This is a genomic window from Ottowia sp. (genome assembly GCF_046348305.1).
GTDB lineage: Bacteria > Pseudomonadota > Gammaproteobacteria > Burkholderiales > Burkholderiaceae_C > Ottowia.
In genome coordinates this window covers 105962-122012 of record NZ_JAXMEM010000011.1, presented here as the reverse complement: position 1 = coordinate 122012, position 16051 = coordinate 105962, and the positions used below count along the sequence as shown (strand labels likewise).

Sequence of the window (16051 nt, the reverse complement as noted above, 5' to 3'; positions counted from 1 at the left end):
TGCAACAAGGTCAGAGCGGAAACACGCCAAACAGCACGCAGGCAAACGTCATCACGACGGATGCCCCCCACAGCAGCGGGATGGAAAATTTTTGATGATCCGCCAAGTCGATCCCGGCCAGCCCCACCACCAGGAACGTCGCCGGCGTGAGCGGGCTGACCGGAAAGCCCGTGGTCATTTGACCCATCAGCGCGGCCTGCGCCATCTGCAGCGATGGCACGCCCAGTTGCTGGCCCACTTCGGCAATGACCGGGAGCATGCCGAAATAAAACGAATCCGGATCGAACAGCAAACTGAGCGGCATGGCGATCAGCCCCAGCACGAACGGAATGTGCGAGGCCGCGCCGGACGGCACGAAATGCACGGCCTGCTGCGCCATGGCCTTGAGCATGCCGCTGTTTTGCATGATGCCGGTGAAAACCCCGGCCGCCAGCAGGATTCCGGCCATCATCAATGCGGCCTTGGCATGCGCATCGACGCGGGCGCGCTGCATGTCAACGTCAGGGTAGTTCACCAGCAACGCGATGCAGGTGCCGGCCATGAACATCAGCGCCGGAGGAACCTTCTCCCCCATGACCACCATGGTGCCGAGCACGATCACCGTAAGGATGATGTTGAACCAGAAGTTCTTCGGACGACGCAATGCAAGCTCGGCCTCGCTCAGCTTGCGCTCGACCACCACGTCCACGCTGGCCGCGCCGGTGATGCCCAGCCGTTTTTCCTCGCGCCGGCCGAGCCACCACGCAGCCGCAAAGATGAAGACCAAGCCTACCGCCTGTACCGGAACGATGGGCTTGAAAATATCGCCGATCGGCAAGTGCAGCGCGGCTGAGGCGCGGATCATCGGCCCTGTCCACGGCAAGAAATTGACGCCAGCCGCCAACGACGCCGCCGCTGCCAGCACGCGCCTGTCCATGCCCAGGCGGTCGTACAGCGGCAGCATGGCCGGAATGGTGATGAGAAAGGTCACCGCGCCCGAGCCGTCCAGATGGATGAGCAGCGCCAGCAATGTGGTACCCGTCACGATGCGTGTGGGGCGTGTGCCGACGGTGGCCAGGATGCGGTTGATGATCGGATCGAGCATGCCGGCGTCGGTGATCACGCCGAAGTACAGGATCGCGAACACGAACATGCCAATCACCGGCGCCAGGCTCTTGAGCCCGGCAACCACGAACTTGCCGGTGTCGAAGCCGAAGCCGCCGATCAGGGACGCGGCCACCGGCACGACGATCAACGCCACCAGCGGAGACATGCGCTTGGTGAGGATGACTGCCAAGAGCACGACAATGGTGACCAGTCCGAGCAAGGGCAGCATGGTGTGTCTCCTCGTTTTCGCGCGTCGCAATGGCCGCCGCCACGCCCCAGTTGCAGTGGCCCCGGCGGGGCCATGGCGCAGCCGAATGCGGGCGCCCAGATCAATCCGATCCGAATCCCGCAATGGCTCATGGGCAAGAAACCCTACTGCCATTTAGGTCGCCCGCCGCGCTCTCGATGGCGCGACATCAGAGGCGGATTTCGCGCCAGCGCTTCACGTCGATTTTTCGATCGCGCTCGCCGATACATCCCCACGAAGACCACGCCGTGTACGGCCCGCGCGGCTGAACAGCGCAATGCCCGCCACCACCAGCACCGTGCCCGCCGCCAGTCCGGGCGTGAAGGGCTCGCCCAGCAGCACGATGCCCATGGCAATGGTGGACAGCGGCCCGATCATGCCCACCTGCGCGGCCAGGCTGGCGCCGATGCGCTCCACGCCCAGCATCACCAGCAGCACCGGCACGGCGGTGCACAGCGTGGCATTCAGCAGCGACAGCCACAGCACGGGCTCGGCCACGCGCGCCGCGCCAAGCGGGTTGGCCACTCCGAAATGCACGATGCAGCACACGCTGGCCACCGTCGATGCCAGGCCCACCAGGCGCAGGCTGCCGATGCGTTGCACGAACTCGCCGCTGAAAAACAGGTACAGCGCGTAGGCCGCCGCCGAGCCCAGCACCCACAGCGCACCCCAGGCCGTGGCGCCGCCCGGCGCCTGGCGCGCCTCAACGCCGAACACCAGCAGCGCGCCGCCATAGCTCACCAGCGTGGCCGGCACATGGCCGGCGGTGATGGCGCGCCCGCGCCACGCCCAGCCATAGACCAGCACGAGGGTGGGCGTGAGATACAAGATCAGCCGCTCCAGCCCGGCGGTGATGTACTGCAGGCCGACAAAGTCGAGCATGCTGGCCAGGTAGTAGCCGCAAAAGCCCAAGCCCAGCACTGCCCAGCGCTCGCTGCGGCTCAGCGCCGGCCGCCCGCGCCCGCCCCACCAAGCCATCAGAAAAAAGAAGGGCAAGGCCATCAGCATGCGATACATCAGCAGGGTGATGGCGTCCACCCCGTAGCGGTAGGCCAGCTTGACGATGATGGCCTTGCCGCTGAAGCCGATGGCGCCCACGGTGGCAAAGGCAATGCCGGTTGCTCTTTTATTGATAGCTTGTTGCGCAGGCAGCGCAGGCGCTTCAGGCATGTTTGGCTTGAATTGCTCTGGGGTGGCACCAGGCCTCAGCCGCGCATGGGGCGCAGCGCGTCGGCCCAGCGCCGCAGCTCGTCAAGCAGGCTGCGCGCCGACGCGTCGATCAGCTCGTTGGAGCCGAAGGTGCCGCCGTCGTCCAGCAGGCTGGCGACCATGGGGATGGCCACGCCCTCGACCATGGGCATCATCTTGAGGGTGGTGGCGTGCAGGCGCGCCATCTGCACGGCGCGCAGGCCGCCCGACACGCCGCCGTAGCCGACAAAGCCGCAGGGCTTGTAGTTCCACTCGCGGTACACGTAGTCCAGCGCGTTGGTCAGCGCCGGCGAGGGCATGTAGTTGTACTCGGGCATCACGAACACGTAGGCGTCCGCCGCGGCCACGCTGGCGCTCCAGCGCTTGGTGTGCTCGTGCTCGTACTGCTGCATGCGCGGATGCACCGGCTCGTCGTACAGCGGCAGCTTGAAGTCAGCCAGGTCCACCAGCTCGGCGTCGAAGCCGCCGTGCTGGCGCGCAAAACCATGAAACCAGCGCGCCACGGCGGGGCCGACACGGCCGGGGCGAGTGCTGCAGATGATGACGTGGAGCTTGAGGGACATGAGGGAAAAATCCTTGGGTGAAAACCCGGTCAAGCATAGCGGACGGCGCTGGCCGGCGCGTTGGCGCTGGCCGATGCACCCACGCCCCGGTTGACCAGACCTGCGCCGGGCGCGGCTCAGCAATGCAACTGTTTTGATAGCGGCTGCCGCCTGCTGGGCGCTGGCTGTGGCCTATTTTTCTTGTGGTTTCGCGGATGGCACGGCGTCGGTGTCCACAAGGCGGTGGTGCAGCCGCCGCAGCGAGCTCCAGACAATGAGGGCCACCACCGGCACGGCCGCCGCCATGCTGACTTCCACGCCCAGCGGCCAGCCCAGGCCGTGCGCGCCCTTGGCCAGGTAGCCGATCAGCCCGACCACGTAATAGGTGATGGCTGCCACCGACAGGCCCTCCACCGTGGATTGCAACTGGAGCTGCAAGCCTTGGCGTCGGTTCATGGCCGCCAGCAGCTCGCGGCTGCTTTGCTGCTGCTCGACTTCCACGCGGGTGCGCAGCAGCTCGCCCACGCGGGCGATGCGCGCCGACAGCGCGGCCTGGCGCCGATCGGTGGAGCGGCAGGTGGCCATGGCCGGCGTCAGGCGCCGCTCCATGAAGTCGCGCAGCGACTGCATGCCCTCGATGCGCACCTCGGCGATGTCCACGAGGCGCTGGCGCACCAGGTCGTCATAGGCGGCGGTGGCCGAAAAGCGCGCGTGCGTGCCGGCGTACAGGCTCTCCAGGCGCGCGGCCAGCTGGGTCAGGCGATCCAGCAGCGCCGGTTCGTCGGCGCGCCGGGCGCTGCCCACGGCTTGCGCCAGCGCGGCCAGCTCGCCCTCGCCCTCGGCCAGCCAGCGCGACACGCGGCGCGCCACCGGCAAGCCCAGCAGGGCGGCCATGCGATAGGTTTCGATCTCCAGCACGCGCTGCACCAGCCGCCCCAGGCGCCGCGGCGTGACGGCGTCGGCGCCGCTGGCGCCGGCCAGCAGCAGCACGCGCACGCAGCCGTCATCGCGCAGGCGCAGGTCGGTGTGCAAATCGCTGCTGTGGCTGATCACGCGCGAGCCGGTAACCACCACCTGCTCGCCAAACAGCTGGCGCACCAGCGGCGCGGTGTCGCCCCGCGGGCGCGGCAAGGCCCACAGATGCACGCCGGTCAGGGGCGTGCCGGGCATGCCCCGGCGCCAGGCGGCAGGCACCCGCTCGGCGGCGGTGGGCGGCTCGCCGTGCACGAAGGCGACCAGCTCCTCGGCACTCAGGACGCGCGTCACGGTCCAGGCCACGTATTCGGTGTGCAGCTCCCAGCGCAGCGTGAAGGCGCCCAGGTCGGCCTGCACGAAGGCCGCCTCGGGTGCCGGCGCGGGCAGGCCGGCGCCGGTCATCAGCTCGCTCAGGTACTGGCGGCTGGCGGCGCGCTCGGCCTCGTCGATCCACTGCACCCAGTGCGTCACCGCCAGGGGCGCGACCAGCGCCTGCGGCGGGCGCGCATGCAGCTCCTGGTGCAGCGCCAGGCGCAGTTCGGGGGTCAGGACGTCGGCGGCAGCGGACATGGTCATGGAGTGAGGCAAGAAGGCAACAGCCGCGGATTGTGCGCGCGCCAAGCAAAACGGCGCCCGTCGGGGCGCCGTCTCGCGGGTGCATGAAAGTCAGTCCTCGACAAACGCTTCCTCGCGGCCTTTCTTGACCGAGGGCAGCACCACGATGATCAGCAGCACCAACGCCAGCGCCAGCAGCACCGCCGACAGCGGGCGCGTGACCAGCACGCTCCAGCTGCCGCGCGAGAGCAGCAGCGCGCGGCGCAGGTTTTCCTCCATCATCGGGCCCAGCACCACGCCCAGCAGCAGGGGCGCGGGCTCCAGGCCCAGCTTGTTGAAGATGTAGCCGATGATGCCGAACCAGCCCAGCAGCCAGATGTCGAAGGTGCTGTTGTTGGTGGTGTACACGCCGATGGCGCAGAACAGCACGATGGCCGGGAACAGCCAGCGGTAGGGCACCGTCAGCAGCTTGATCCAGATGCCGATCAGCGGCAGGTTCAGGATCACCAGCATCGCGTTGCCGATCCACATCGAGGCGATCAGGCCCCAGAACAGGTCCGGGTTGCTGGTCATCACCTGCGGGCCCGGCTGGATGTTGTGGATGGTCATGGCACCCACCATCAGCGCCATCACGGCGTTGGGCGGAATGCCCAGCGTCAGCAGCGGGATGAAAGACGTTTGCGAGCCCGAGTTGTTGGCCGACTCGGGCGCCGCCACGCCGCGGATGTTGCCCTGGCCGAAGGGCACTTCACCCGGCTTGAGCTTGGTTTTCTTCTCGATGGTGTAGGCCGCGAAGGCCGACAGCACGGCACCGCCGCCCGGCAAAATGCCCAAAAGCGAGCCCAGCAGTGTGCCGCGGATGATGGCCGGCGTCATCAGCTTCCAGTCTTCCTTGCTCGGATACAAGTGCTGCACCTTGACGTCGAACACCTCGCGCTTTTCGCTGCCGGCGTTGCCCAGGTTGGTGATGATCTCGCCGTAGCCGAACACGCCCATGGCGATGGCGATGAAGCCCAGGCCGTCGGTGAGTTCGGGGATGTCGAAGCTGTAGCGCGCCACGCCCGAGTTGACATCGGTGCCCACCAGGCCCAGCAAGACGCCCAGCACGATCATGCCGATGGCCTTGATGAGCGAGCCCGAGGCCAGCACCACCGCGCCGATCAGGCCCAGCACCATCAGCGAGAAGTATTCGGCCGGGCCGAACTTGAAGGCCACCTCGGTCAGCGGCCCCGAGAACGCCGCCAGCACCAGGGTGCCAAAGCAGCCGGCAATGAACGAGCCGATGGCTGCCGAGGCCAGTGCCGGCCCCGCCCGCCCCTTGCGCGCCATCTGGTAGCCGTCGATCACGGTGACCACCGATGAGGTCTCGCCCGGCAGGTTGACCAGGATGGCGGTGGTGGAGCCGCCGTACTGCGCGCCGTAGTAGATGCCCGCCAGCATGATCAGCGCCGACACCGGCGGCAGCGCGTAGGTGGCCGGCAGCAGCATGGCGATGGTGGCCACGGGGCCCACGCCCGGCAGCACGCCGATCAGCGTGCCCAGCACGCAGCCGATGAAGGCATACAGCAGATTTTGCAGCGTGAAGGCGACGCTGAAGCCCAGGGCAAGGTGTTCGAACAGTTCCATGATCTCGCTCTCCTGGCGCTCAGCCCGAAATGAAGCTCGGCCACACCTGCAATTGCAGGTTCAAGCCCCAGATGAAGGTGACCCAGCTGCCGATGGCCAGGATGATGGCCAGGATGACGGCCTCGTGCAGCTTGAATTCATGGCCCGCCATGGCCGCGATGATGGTCAGCACGACGATGCCCACGATCATGCCCATGGCCGGAATGCCCAGCGAGGGCATGCCGCCCAGCAGGATGCCGAACAGGAAGTTGGCCAGGATGATGTAGACCAGCGGCTTCCAGGCCCATTTGCCGATGGGGTCGCCGTCCGGCGTTTCGACCACCAGCGACTTGAACACGATGACGGCCCCCAGGATCGCCAGCAGGATGCCGACCAGCAAGGGGAAGTAGCCCGGCCCCATGCGGGCCGAATCACCAATGGTGTAGTTGGTGGACCCGATGGCAAAGCCGCCGCCGATGACGACATACAGCAGGCCGCCGAAAAAGTCCTTCTGACTCTTGATGCGCACGAGTCCTCTCCTCAAGTAACCAGACACGGGCGCATTGTCCCCAGCGGTTGGGGCCCAAGCCATGTGGATTCCACCTACCCAACCTAGGGATTTCCCGGATCCCCGTCCTTGTCTTGCGCCCTCGTCAAGCGGCTTCTTTTCATTGGAGCGGCGGCGTCGCCGCGATGATCTCGGCCAACGTGGTCAGCCCCTCGGCCGCGCGCATGGCACCGGCCAGGCGCAGCGGGTGCATGCCGTCCTGCACAGCCTGCTTGCGCAGCGCGGCAATGCTGGTGTCGCCATGCACCACGGCGCGAAACGCATCGCTCACCGTCAGCAGCTCGTAGATGCCCATGCGCCCGCGATAGCCGGTCATGCGGCAGTCCACGCAGCCCACCGCCTTGAACGGCCGGTAGTTGCCCTTGTTGATCTTCCAGGGCCGCACCGCCTCGGCCAGCAGCTCGGTGCCGGCCTGCTCGTCGGGCTGCCTGCACTGCGGGCACAGGGTGCGCACCAGGCGCTGCGCCAGCACGCCCAGCATGGTGGCGCCAAGCAGGTACGAGGGCACGCCCAGCTCCATCAGGCGGGTGAAGGCCGAGGGCGCGTCGTTGGTGTGCAGGGTGCTGAACACCAGGTGGCCCGTCAGCGCGGCCTGCACCGCCATCTCGGCGGTCTCCAGGTCGCGGATCTCGCCGATCATGATGATGTCCGGGTCCTGGCGCATCAGCGCGCGCACGCCTTCGGCAAAGCCGAAGTCGAGCTGCGGCTGCACCTGCGTCTGGTTCAGGCGCGGGTCGATGTTCTCGATCGGGTCCTCGATGGTGCTGACGTTGACCTCCTCGGTGGCCACGCGCCGCAGCGTGGAGTACAGCGTGGTGGTCTTGCCCGAGCCGGTGGGACCGGTCACCAAAATGATGCCGTGCGGGCGCGCCACCAGGGCCTGCCAGCGCTCGGCGTCGTGCGGGGTAAAGCCCAGTTGCTTCAGGTCCTTGACGGCGGTCTCGGGGTCGAAGATGCGCATCACCAGCTTTTCGCCAAACGCCGTGGGCAAGGTGGACAGGCGCATCTCCACCTCCTCGCCGGCCGGGTTGCGCGTCTTGATGCGCCCATCCTGCGGGCGCCGGCGCTCGACCACGTCCATGCGGCCCAGCAGCTTGACGCGCGCGGTGATGGCGTTCATCACGCCCGGCGGCACCTGGTAGACCGGGTGCAGCACGCCGTCGATGCGAAAGCGGATCACGCCCTGCTCGCGCCGCGGCTCCAGGTGGATGTCGCTGGCGCGCTGGTTGAAGGCGTACTGCCACAGCCAGTCCACCACCTGGATCACGCCCTGGTCGTTGGCGTCCAGCTGGCGGCCCGACTTGCCCAGCTCGACCAGTTGCTCGAAGCTGGCCGTGCCCGCCGCACCACCGCTTTTCTGCGCCGCGCGCACCGAGCGGGCCAGCGCGAAGAACTCGGCCGTGTAGCGCCGGATGGCGGCCGGGCTGGCCACCACGCGGCGCACCGAGCGGCGCGCCTGGCGCTCGACCTCGGCCACCCAGTCGGTGACGAAGGGCTCGCTGGTGGCCACCACCAGCTCGGCGGCCGTCACCTGCACGGGCAGGACCTTGTGGCGCTCGGCATAGCTGGCGCTCATGCTGTCGGCCACCTTGCCCGCGTCCACCTTGAGCGGGTCGATGCGCAAATACTCCAGCTGCGCGCGGCGCGCCAGAAAGCGCGTCAGCTCCTCCACGTCCAGCGCCGCCCCGTCGCTGGCGCGCGCCACGCCCACCGAGGCCAGGCGCTCCAGCGCCGGCTGCGCGCTTTCGGCGTGCGAGCAGCGCTGGGCCGTGCGCTCGGACTCCTCGGCACTGATCACGCCGTCCTCGTGCAGCCACTTCAGCAGGCGCTGCCACGAGACGGGGCCGGTGTGGGTCGGGGTCAGCGCAGCCAGCGGCGCGGAGCGGGAGTGTCGGGTCATTTCTCGATTGCCTTGAATACACGCAGCCATTTGCTGGCCGGCAGGCCCCAGCGCGCCTCGATGGCATCGGCCTGGGCCTGCAGCGCCGCGCGCTTCGGGCGCGTGGGCGCGCGCTGCGCCAGCACCACCGCATTGCCCTCGCGCGTGGGCTTGAAGGCCCACACGGCGCGCGCGCCGAAGGCCTCGGCGATGCGCGCCAGGCTGCGCTCGAAGCTGGCGCTGCGGCCAAACAAATTCACCGTCATGCAGCCGTCCTCGCTCAAGAGGCGGCGGCAGTCGGCATAGAAGTCGGCGCTGTCGAGCACGGGCGCGGCAGCCTCGTCGTCATACAGGTCCACCGCCAGCGCGTCCACCGTGCCCAGCCATTCATCGCGCCGGATCTCCTGCGCCGCATCGGCGATCACCACGCGCAGGCGCTCGTCGTCGGGCGGCAGCTTGAGCCAGGCCCGGCACACGTCGGCCACGCGCGGGTTGAGTTCGATGGCCGTGCAGGTCATCCTCAGCTTTTTGTAGCAATACTTGGTGATGGCGCCGGCCCCCAGGCCCAGTTGCATGGCGTGACGGCCGGCGACTGCATCCAGGGGGCGAAACAGCAGCCAGGCCATCATGCGCTGCACGTATTCCAGCTCCAGCTCGAACGGCGCATCGATGCGCATGGAGCCCTGCACCCATTCGCTGCCCAGGTGCAAATGGCGCACGCCGTCCCATTCGGACAGGTTCACTTCGCTCAGGGCGGGTGCATTGCGTTTGGCCATCGATCGAGCGTATCACCTGCGACCGCTGCCACCGGCCCGCCCGGCGTGAACGATTGCCCAGGCCGGCGCGCCGCCGGGGCCGAATGGGGACACGACACGCGCTATCCTTGCAGGCCCCGCATTTGTCGAGCCATCATGAACACGCAAGAAATCTGGCACTTCATCTCCACCCAGGGCACGGACCTGGGCATCAAGCTGCTCACGGCCATCGTCGCCTGGATCGTCGGGCGCTGGCTGATTGCACTGGCCGTCGGCCTGATGGGCAAGGTGTTCGAGCGCGGCGGCAAGATCGACGCCACGCTGGCGAACTACCTCAAGTCGGTCGTGTCGGTGCTGCTCAACGTCGTCCTGATCCTGGCGATCCTGGACATCTTCGGCGTCAAGACCACCTCGTTCGCGGCCCTGCTGGCCGGCGCCGGCCTGGCCATTGGCGCGGCCTGGAGCGGCATGCTGGGCAACTTTGCCGCCGGCATCTTCATGCAGGTGCTGCGGCCCTACAAGGTGGGCGACTTCATCAGCGCCGGCGGCGTGACCGGCACGGTGCAGGAGCTGGGCCTGTTCGCCACCACCGTCATCACCCCCGACAACGTGATGACCGTGGTGGGCAACGGCAAGGTGTTCGGCGACAACATCCAGAATTTCAGCGCCCTGCCGGTGCGGCGCGTCGACTGCGTGGCCAAGGTGGCCAACAGCGTCAATCCGCTGGACGCCATCGCGCGTCTCAAGCCCGTGATCGCCGCCATCCCCAACGTGGCCGCCAGCCCCGCGCCCGACATCGAAATCCTGGAGTTCACGCCCGAAGGCCCCAAGCTGTGCGTGCGCCCCTACACCCACACCGACCACTACTGGCAGGTCTACTTCGACACGCAAAAGGCCATCGTCGAGACCTTTGGCCACGCCGGCTACCCGGTGCCGGAAACGCCCGTGGCCTACCGCAGCGCACCGGCGGCGGCCCGCTGATCGACGGCGTTTCGATCCGCGATCAAGCCACGGCGGCGGCCAGGCGCTCGGCGCTGCGCCGGGCCAGTTCGCCGTCCTGCGCCTCCACCATCACGCGCAGCAGCGGCTCGGTGCCGCTGGCGCGAATCAGCACGCGGCCGCCCGCGCCCAAGTCGGCCTGCACGGCGGCGGTCTCGGCCGCAAGGCGCGCATTGGCCTGCCAGTCGGCGCCTGGCTGCGTGCGCACGTTGATCAGCACCTGCGGGCACAGCGTCACGTCGGCCAGCAGTTCGGCCAGGCTGCGCTGCTGCTGCACACAGGCTTGCAGCACCTGCAGGGCCGAGATCAGGCCGTCGCCGGTGGTGTGCTTGTCCAGCATCAGCAGGTGGCCCGAGCCCTCGCCGCCCAGCAGCCAGCGGCGCTGGATCAGCTCTTCCAGCACATAGCGGTCGCCGACCTTGGCGCGCACGAAGTCGAAGCCGCGGTGCCGCAGCGCCTGCTCGACCGCCAGGTTGGTCATCAAGGTGCCCACCACGCCGGCCAGGCCGGGCTCGCGCGCCGCACCCGCGCGCGGCAAGCGGTCGTTGGCCAGCACGTACAGCAGTTCGTCGCCGTTGAACAGGCGGCCTTGGGCGTCCACCATCTGCAGCCGGTCGGCATCGCCGTCCAGCGCGATGCCGTAGTCGGCCCGGTTGGCGCGCACCGCGCGCACCAGGGCGTCGGGGTGGGTGGCGCCCACGCCGTCGTTGATGTTCAGGCCGTCGGGCGCGCAGCCGATGGCCGTCACCTCGGCGCCCAGTTCGTGAAACACCATGGGCGCGATCTGGTAGGCCGCGCCGTGCGCCGCGTCCACCACGATCTTCAGGCCGCGCAGGCTGAGCGCGTGACTGAACGTGCTCTTGCAGAACTCGATGTAGCGGCCGGCGGCGTCGTCCAGCCGGCGCGCGCGGCCCAGGCCGGCCGAGTCCACCCACTGCGGCGCCTGGTCCAGCGCGGCCTCGACCTCGTGCTCCCAGGCGTCGGGCAGCTTGGCGCCATCGGCGCTGAAGAACTTGATGCCGTTGTCGGGAAAGGCATTGTGGCTGGCGCTGATGACCACGCCCAGCTGCGCGCGCTGCGCCCGCGTGAGATAGGCCACCGCCGGCGTGGGCACGGGGCCCAGCAGCATCACACTGGCGCCGGCCGAGATCAGGCCCGACTCGAGCGCGCTCTCCAGCATGTAGCCCGAGATGCGCGTGTCCTTGCCGATCAGCACCAGCGGGTTGGCGTCGCGCTCTTTCAGCACGCGGCCCACGGCGTGACCCAGGCGCAGCGCGAAGTCGGGGGTGATGGGCTCCTGCCCCACGGTGCCGCGGATGCCGTCGGTGCCGAAATAGCGTCGTGTCATTCAGTTTCCTCGAGTGATGCCCGGCAGCTCATTGCCGTGCAGTGCGGATGTTGGGCGGCAACGCGCCCGGATGGCTGGTGCGCCAGGGGTTGATGTCCAGCCCGCCTCGGCGCGTGTAGCGCGCGTACACCGTCAGTTGCGTGGGCTGGCAGCGCTGCCAGATGTCCATGAACATGCGCTCGACGCAGTGCTCGTGAAAGTCGTTGTGGCGGCGAAAGCTGACGATGTAGCGCAGCAGGCCGGCCTGCTCGATCTGCGGGCCGGCGTAACGAATCTGCACACTGCCCCAGTCGGGCTGGCCGGTGACGGGGCAATTGCTCTTGAGCAGGCGGCTGGCTAGCGTCTCCTCCACCGGCTGCTCGTCGAAGGCGGCCGTGAGCAACTCGGGCGCCGGCTCGTCGTGCGTGCATTCCAGGTCCAAGCGATCGAGGTTGACGCCGTCCATCTCGTGGATCGGCTCGCGATCGAACGCCTCAGGGTCGATCAGGCGCACCGCCGCGCGCGCGCGCACCGCATCGCCCGACCACACCGCCGCGCTCACGTCGGCTTCGATGCGCGCGCGCACCTCGGCGGCATCGGCAAACACCGTGCCGCTGAAGCTGTTCAGGTACAGCTTGAAGGATTTGCTCTCGACGATGTGCGTGCTCTCGCATGGCACCAGGATGTGGGCGATGGCCAGTTGCGGCTTGCCGCGCGCGTTCAGCCAGGACAGCTCGTACGCCGTCCACCAGTCGGCGCCGAAGAAGCGCGGCTGGCCCGCGATGCCCAGGCGCTCGCGCTGCGGCGCGCGGGCGATGGGGTACAGCAGCGTGCTGTCGTATTGATCGACATAGGCCGTGGCGCGCCCCAGGGCGCTGCCCTCGACGGTGCCGGACAAGGGGAATGGCGGATGGCTCATGAAAGCGGGGTTTGCAAGGAATGCGCGGCCAGGTGCGGCAGCAGCGGCGCCAGCACGCGATCGACCACGCCGGGCGGCAGATCATGCCCCATGCCCTCGACGACGGCCAGCCGCGCGCCGGGAATGCGCCGCGCCGTGTCCTGCCCGGCGGCCAGGGGCACCAGGGTGTCGTCGCTGCCATGGATGACCAGGGTGGGCGTGGCAATGCGCGCGAGCTGCTGGGCGCGCGTGGTGTCGGCCAGGATGGCCAGCAACTGGCGCTGCACGCCCAGCGGCCGCGTGGCGCGCGCCATGGCGGTGGCCACGCGGGCGCGCAACTCGACCTCGGGCACCGCAAAGCCGCTGCCGCCGATCAGGCGAAACAGGCGCACCGAGCGCTCCCGCATGTCCTGCGCATCGCGCGGGCGCGAAAGCAGGACGCGCTGCACCTCGGGCGTAGGCCCGGGCAGGCCGCGCGCGCCGCTGCTGCTCATCACGCTGGTCAGCGACAGCAGCCGCTCGGGCGCGGCCAGGGCCATGCGCTGCGCGATCATGCCGCCCATGCTGGCACCGATCACGTGCGCCTGCGGCACGCCCAATGCGTCGAGCACGCCCAGCGCATCCTGCGCCATCTCGCCCAGCGTGTAGGGCGGGCGCAGGCGCAGGCCGAGCTTTTGGCGCAGCAGGGCCAGCACCAGATTGGGCGAGCCCAGCTCGTCAAAGCCCTGCGACAGGCCGGCGTCGCGGTTGTCGTGGCGGATCACGCGGTAGCCGGCCGCCGCCAGCGCGTGCACCAATGCATCGGGCCAGGCGATGAGCTGCATGCCCAGGCCCATCACCAGCAGCACGGCCGGGCCGGTGCCGCCCGTGTCCTGCACCTCGATCTCGACCCCGCTGGCCTGGACTTTCATCGGAACTCCCCCGCGCGCAGCCACTTGGTGGCAATCCATTTCTCGCCCGCCAGCACCGGCGCGCCGCCGTGCAGGGTGCGCGTGCTGGGGTGCGGCCGGGCGTAGCTGAAAAACACCGCGTGGCCGCGCTTGGGCGCCACCGACAGTCCCACGTCGGGGAAGGTGGTGGCGCCGCCTTTTTCGGGCTCGCTCAAATACATCACCAGCGTGCCCACGCGCTGGCCGCCGCGCGCCAGCAGCGTCGGCGTGCCGGGCTGCTCGGGGTCGAAATAGTCGTAGTGCGGCTTGTACTCGGTGCCAGGCCCGTAGCGCAGCACCTGCAGGCCCTCGCCGTTGGCCACCGGCCAGTTCAGCAACAGGGCAATGCGCGCCTCGATGCGGGCCGTCAGTTCGCTCTCGCCGCGCTCGAAAAACATGCCCTGGCTGGTGCGATCGGCGTTGACCTCCTGCCCGCCGGTGGCCGTGGCCACGGTGAGCGAGCGGCTCAGGCGCGGGCGCGCGGCGTCCATCAGCGCGTCGCATTCGGCGTCCGACAGCAAGTCGCCAAACACCACGATGCGTGGCGCGGCCACGACGGTGAGCACGGCCACGCGGCGGTCGCCCGCGTCCAGGTACAGCGGCGACTCGCCGACCGCTGGCTCGGGCACCGGCACGCCGGGCGGCAGGGTGCGCGCCTGGGCCTGCTGCTGAAGATGCTCGCGCAGCGTGCTTTCCATGGCCTCGATGGCGACGTCCTCGCTCCAGCCCGAGGTCTTCATGGACTGGAGCACGGCGTCGGCACTGTGCCCCGCCTGGACCTGGGCGACGATCCAGCGGCGCAAGTCGGTGGTGATGGCCTGGGTCATGACGGGGTGTGAGAGCGGCGAAAAACCAGGCGGTCGGCATCGGATGCAGCCGCCGCAAACGCATAGCCTTCCAGGTCGAAGGCCTGCAGCGCCCTGGGCGTGGCAGCCTTGTGCTGCGCGGCCCAGCGCGCCATCAGCCCGCGCGCGCGCTTGGCGAAGAAGCTGACCACCTTGTACTGCGCGCCCTTGCGCTCCTCGAACACGCACTCCACCACGCGCGCCGCGAGCACCTTGCGATCGACGGATTTGAAGTACTCCTGCGAGGCCAGGTTGACGACGATGGGCGATTTTTCATCGGCCAGTCGCTGGTTCAGGTATTCGGCAATGCGCGGGCCCCAGAACTGGTAGAGGTTGGCGCCCCGCTCGGTGGCCAGGCGCGTGCCCATCTCCAGCCGGTAGGGCTGCATGCGGTCCAGCGGGCGCAGCACGCCGTACAGGCCGCTCAGGATGCACACGTGCTGCTGCAGCCAGTCCAGCTCGGCCGGCTTGAGGCTGCGCGCCTGCAGGCCCTCGTACACGTCGCCGTTGAAGGCCAGCACAGCCGGGCGCGAATTGCCGGCCGTGAAGCGCGGGCTGAATGCCTCGTAGCGCGCCGCGTTCAGGCCGGCCAGCGCGTCGCTCAGGCTCATCAACTGCGCAATCTGCTGGGGCGACTTCTGGCGCAGCACGCCGATCAACTCGGCTGCGGGCTGCTTGAACAGCGCCTCTGTGTGCGGCACGTCGGGCGGCAAGGGGGTTTCGTAGTCCAGCGCCTTGGCCGGGGACAATAGAAAAAGCATGTTGCCGATTTTGTACCAGGACGAGACCCTGATCGCCATCGACAAGCCCGCCGGCCTGCTGGTGCACCGCACCGGCCTGGACGCCGGCGAGACGTGCTTTGCCGTGCAGCTGCTGCGCGATCAGATCGGCCGGCCCGTGTGGCCCGCGCACCGCCTGGACAAGGGCACCAGCGGCGTGCTGCTGTTTGCGCTGGACGCCCCCACCGCGCGGACGCTGGCCCTGGCCTTCGAGGCAAGCGCGGTGCACAAGACCTACCAGGCCGTGGTGCGCGGCTGGCCGCCGGGCGCGGGCGTGATCGAGCACCCGCTGGCCCGCTTGCCCGACGATGCCCGCGCGTCACGCCAGGTCGAGGTGCAGGCGGCCCGCACGACATATCGCACCCTGGCACGCTACGTCCTGCCGCTGCCCGATCGCGGCTTTGCCCACACCCGCTGCGCGCTGCTGGAGCTGACCCCAGAAACCGGCCGGCGTCACCAGTTGCGCCGCCACTGCAAGCACATGGCCCACCCCATCATCGGTGACGCCACCCATGGCAAGGGGCCGCTGAACCGCGCCGTGGCGGCGCTGCTGGGCGTGCAGCGCCTGTGGCTGCATGCGAGCGCGCTGGCGCTGGCGCATCCGGTGAACGGGCGGGCGCTGTGCCTGTATGCCGCGCCAGGGCCGGAATGGCTGCGTTGGGACAGCCATGCGGTCGGCACCGATGCCTTGGGGTGACGATTCAAACCGCCAATTTCTATCGTTTTGATAGCTGACTGCGCACATTGCACAAGCGTCAGCGAGCGATTTGATTGAGTTTTTGGTTGTGCGCGCCGCCCCTCACCCCTCCCTCTCCCCAGAGGGGCGAGGGCGATCCGTCGGCTGAGCTTTTTA

At 68.7% G+C, this 16051-nt stretch carries 15 protein-coding genes; 2 read left to right on the top strand and 13 right to left on the bottom strand.

Annotation, left to right across the window (positions count from 1 at the left end):
• Window positions 1-10 precede the first annotated feature (10 nt).
• The 8 genes from U1F38_RS14355 to U1F38_RS14320 form a co-directional block, all read right to left on the bottom strand.
• A complete protein-coding gene (locus U1F38_RS14355) occupies window positions 11-1315 on the bottom strand; it encodes a CitMHS family transporter (protein ID WP_409987788.1) in 1305 nt (434 codons plus the stop codon).
• A gap of 213 nt (window positions 1316-1528) precedes the next feature.
• Window positions 1529-2503 carry a DMT family transporter gene (locus tag U1F38_RS14350; RefSeq protein WP_409987752.1) on the bottom strand — a complete coding sequence of 325 codons (975 nt, stop codon included), beginning with the start codon at window positions 2501-2503 and terminating at the stop codon, window positions 1529-1531.
• Between the two features lie 35 nt (window positions 2504-2538).
• Window positions 2539-3105 (bottom strand): NADPH-dependent FMN reductase, encoded by a 567-nt coding sequence (locus U1F38_RS14345; protein ID WP_409987751.1) that lies wholly within the window; start codon window positions 3103-3105, stop codon window positions 2539-2541.
• A 171-nt stretch (window positions 3106-3276) separates the two neighbouring features.
• Complete coding sequence (locus tag U1F38_RS14340) at window positions 3277-4635, bottom strand: DUF3422 family protein (RefSeq protein WP_409987750.1); 1359 nt, start codon at window positions 4633-4635, stop codon at window positions 3277-3279.
• A gap of 90 nt (window positions 4636-4725) precedes the next feature.
• Window positions 4726-6240 carry a tripartite tricarboxylate transporter permease gene (locus U1F38_RS14335; protein ID WP_409987749.1) on the bottom strand — a complete coding sequence of 505 codons (1515 nt, stop codon included), beginning with the start codon at window positions 6238-6240 and terminating at the stop codon, window positions 4726-4728.
• 19 nt (window positions 6241-6259) lie between these two features.
• Window positions 6260-6748 (bottom strand): tripartite tricarboxylate transporter TctB family protein, encoded by a 489-nt coding sequence (locus U1F38_RS14330; RefSeq protein WP_409987748.1) that lies wholly within the window; start codon window positions 6746-6748, stop codon window positions 6260-6262.
• A gap of 139 nt (window positions 6749-6887) precedes the next feature.
• A complete protein-coding gene (locus U1F38_RS14325) occupies window positions 6888-8687 on the bottom strand; it encodes a GspE/PulE family protein (RefSeq protein ID WP_409987747.1) in 1800 nt (599 codons plus the stop codon).
• Complete coding sequence (locus U1F38_RS14320; protein WP_409987746.1) at window positions 8684-9442, bottom strand: spermidine synthase; 759 nt, start codon at window positions 9440-9442, stop codon at window positions 8684-8686. Before U1F38_RS14320 ends, U1F38_RS14325 begins: the two co-directional genes overlap by 4 nt.
• Before the next feature lie 135 nt (window positions 9443-9577).
• Between U1F38_RS14320 and U1F38_RS14315 the strand changes: the two genes are divergently transcribed.
• Window positions 9578-10402 (top strand): mechanosensitive ion channel family protein, encoded by an 825-nt coding sequence (locus tag U1F38_RS14315; protein WP_409987745.1) that lies wholly within the window; start codon window positions 9578-9580, stop codon window positions 10400-10402.
• A gap of 22 nt (window positions 10403-10424) precedes the next feature.
• Here U1F38_RS14315 and glmM read toward each other — a convergent pair whose 3' ends face one another.
• Genes glmM through yaaA form a run of 5 tightly spaced genes read right to left on the bottom strand, consistent with a single transcriptional unit; the run spans window position 10425 to window position 15180 of the window.
• Entirely contained in the window at window positions 10425-11768 is a 1344-nt protein-coding gene (gene glmM / locus U1F38_RS14310) for a phosphoglucosamine mutase (protein WP_409987744.1), read from the bottom strand.
• 28 nt (window positions 11769-11796) lie between these two features.
• Complete coding sequence (queF, locus tag U1F38_RS14305) at window positions 11797-12666, bottom strand: NADPH-dependent 7-cyano-7-deazaguanine reductase QueF (protein ID WP_409987743.1); 870 nt, start codon at window positions 12664-12666, stop codon at window positions 11797-11799.
• Window positions 12663-13556: an alpha/beta fold hydrolase gene (locus U1F38_RS14300; RefSeq protein ID WP_409987742.1), complete on the bottom strand. Its 894-nt coding sequence runs from the start codon at window positions 13554-13556 to the stop codon at window positions 12663-12665. Before U1F38_RS14300 ends, queF begins: the two co-directional genes overlap by 4 nt.
• Entirely contained in the window at window positions 13553-14401 is an 849-nt protein-coding gene (locus U1F38_RS14295) for a 2OG-Fe(II) oxygenase (RefSeq protein ID WP_409987741.1), read from the bottom strand. Before U1F38_RS14295 ends, U1F38_RS14300 begins: the two co-directional genes overlap by 4 nt.
• Window positions 14398-15180: a peroxide stress protein YaaA gene (gene yaaA / locus U1F38_RS14290; protein ID WP_409987740.1), complete on the bottom strand. Its 783-nt coding sequence runs from the start codon at window positions 15178-15180 to the stop codon at window positions 14398-14400. The genes U1F38_RS14295 and yaaA overlap by 4 nt, the downstream gene beginning before the upstream one ends.
• Between yaaA and U1F38_RS14285 the strand changes: the two genes are divergently transcribed.
• Window positions 15179-15895: a pseudouridine synthase gene (locus U1F38_RS14285; protein ID WP_409987739.1), complete on the top strand. Its 717-nt coding sequence runs from the start codon at window positions 15179-15181 to the stop codon at window positions 15893-15895. The genes yaaA and U1F38_RS14285 overlap by 2 nt on opposite strands.
• The last annotated feature ends 156 nt before the right edge of the window (window positions 15896-16051 follow it).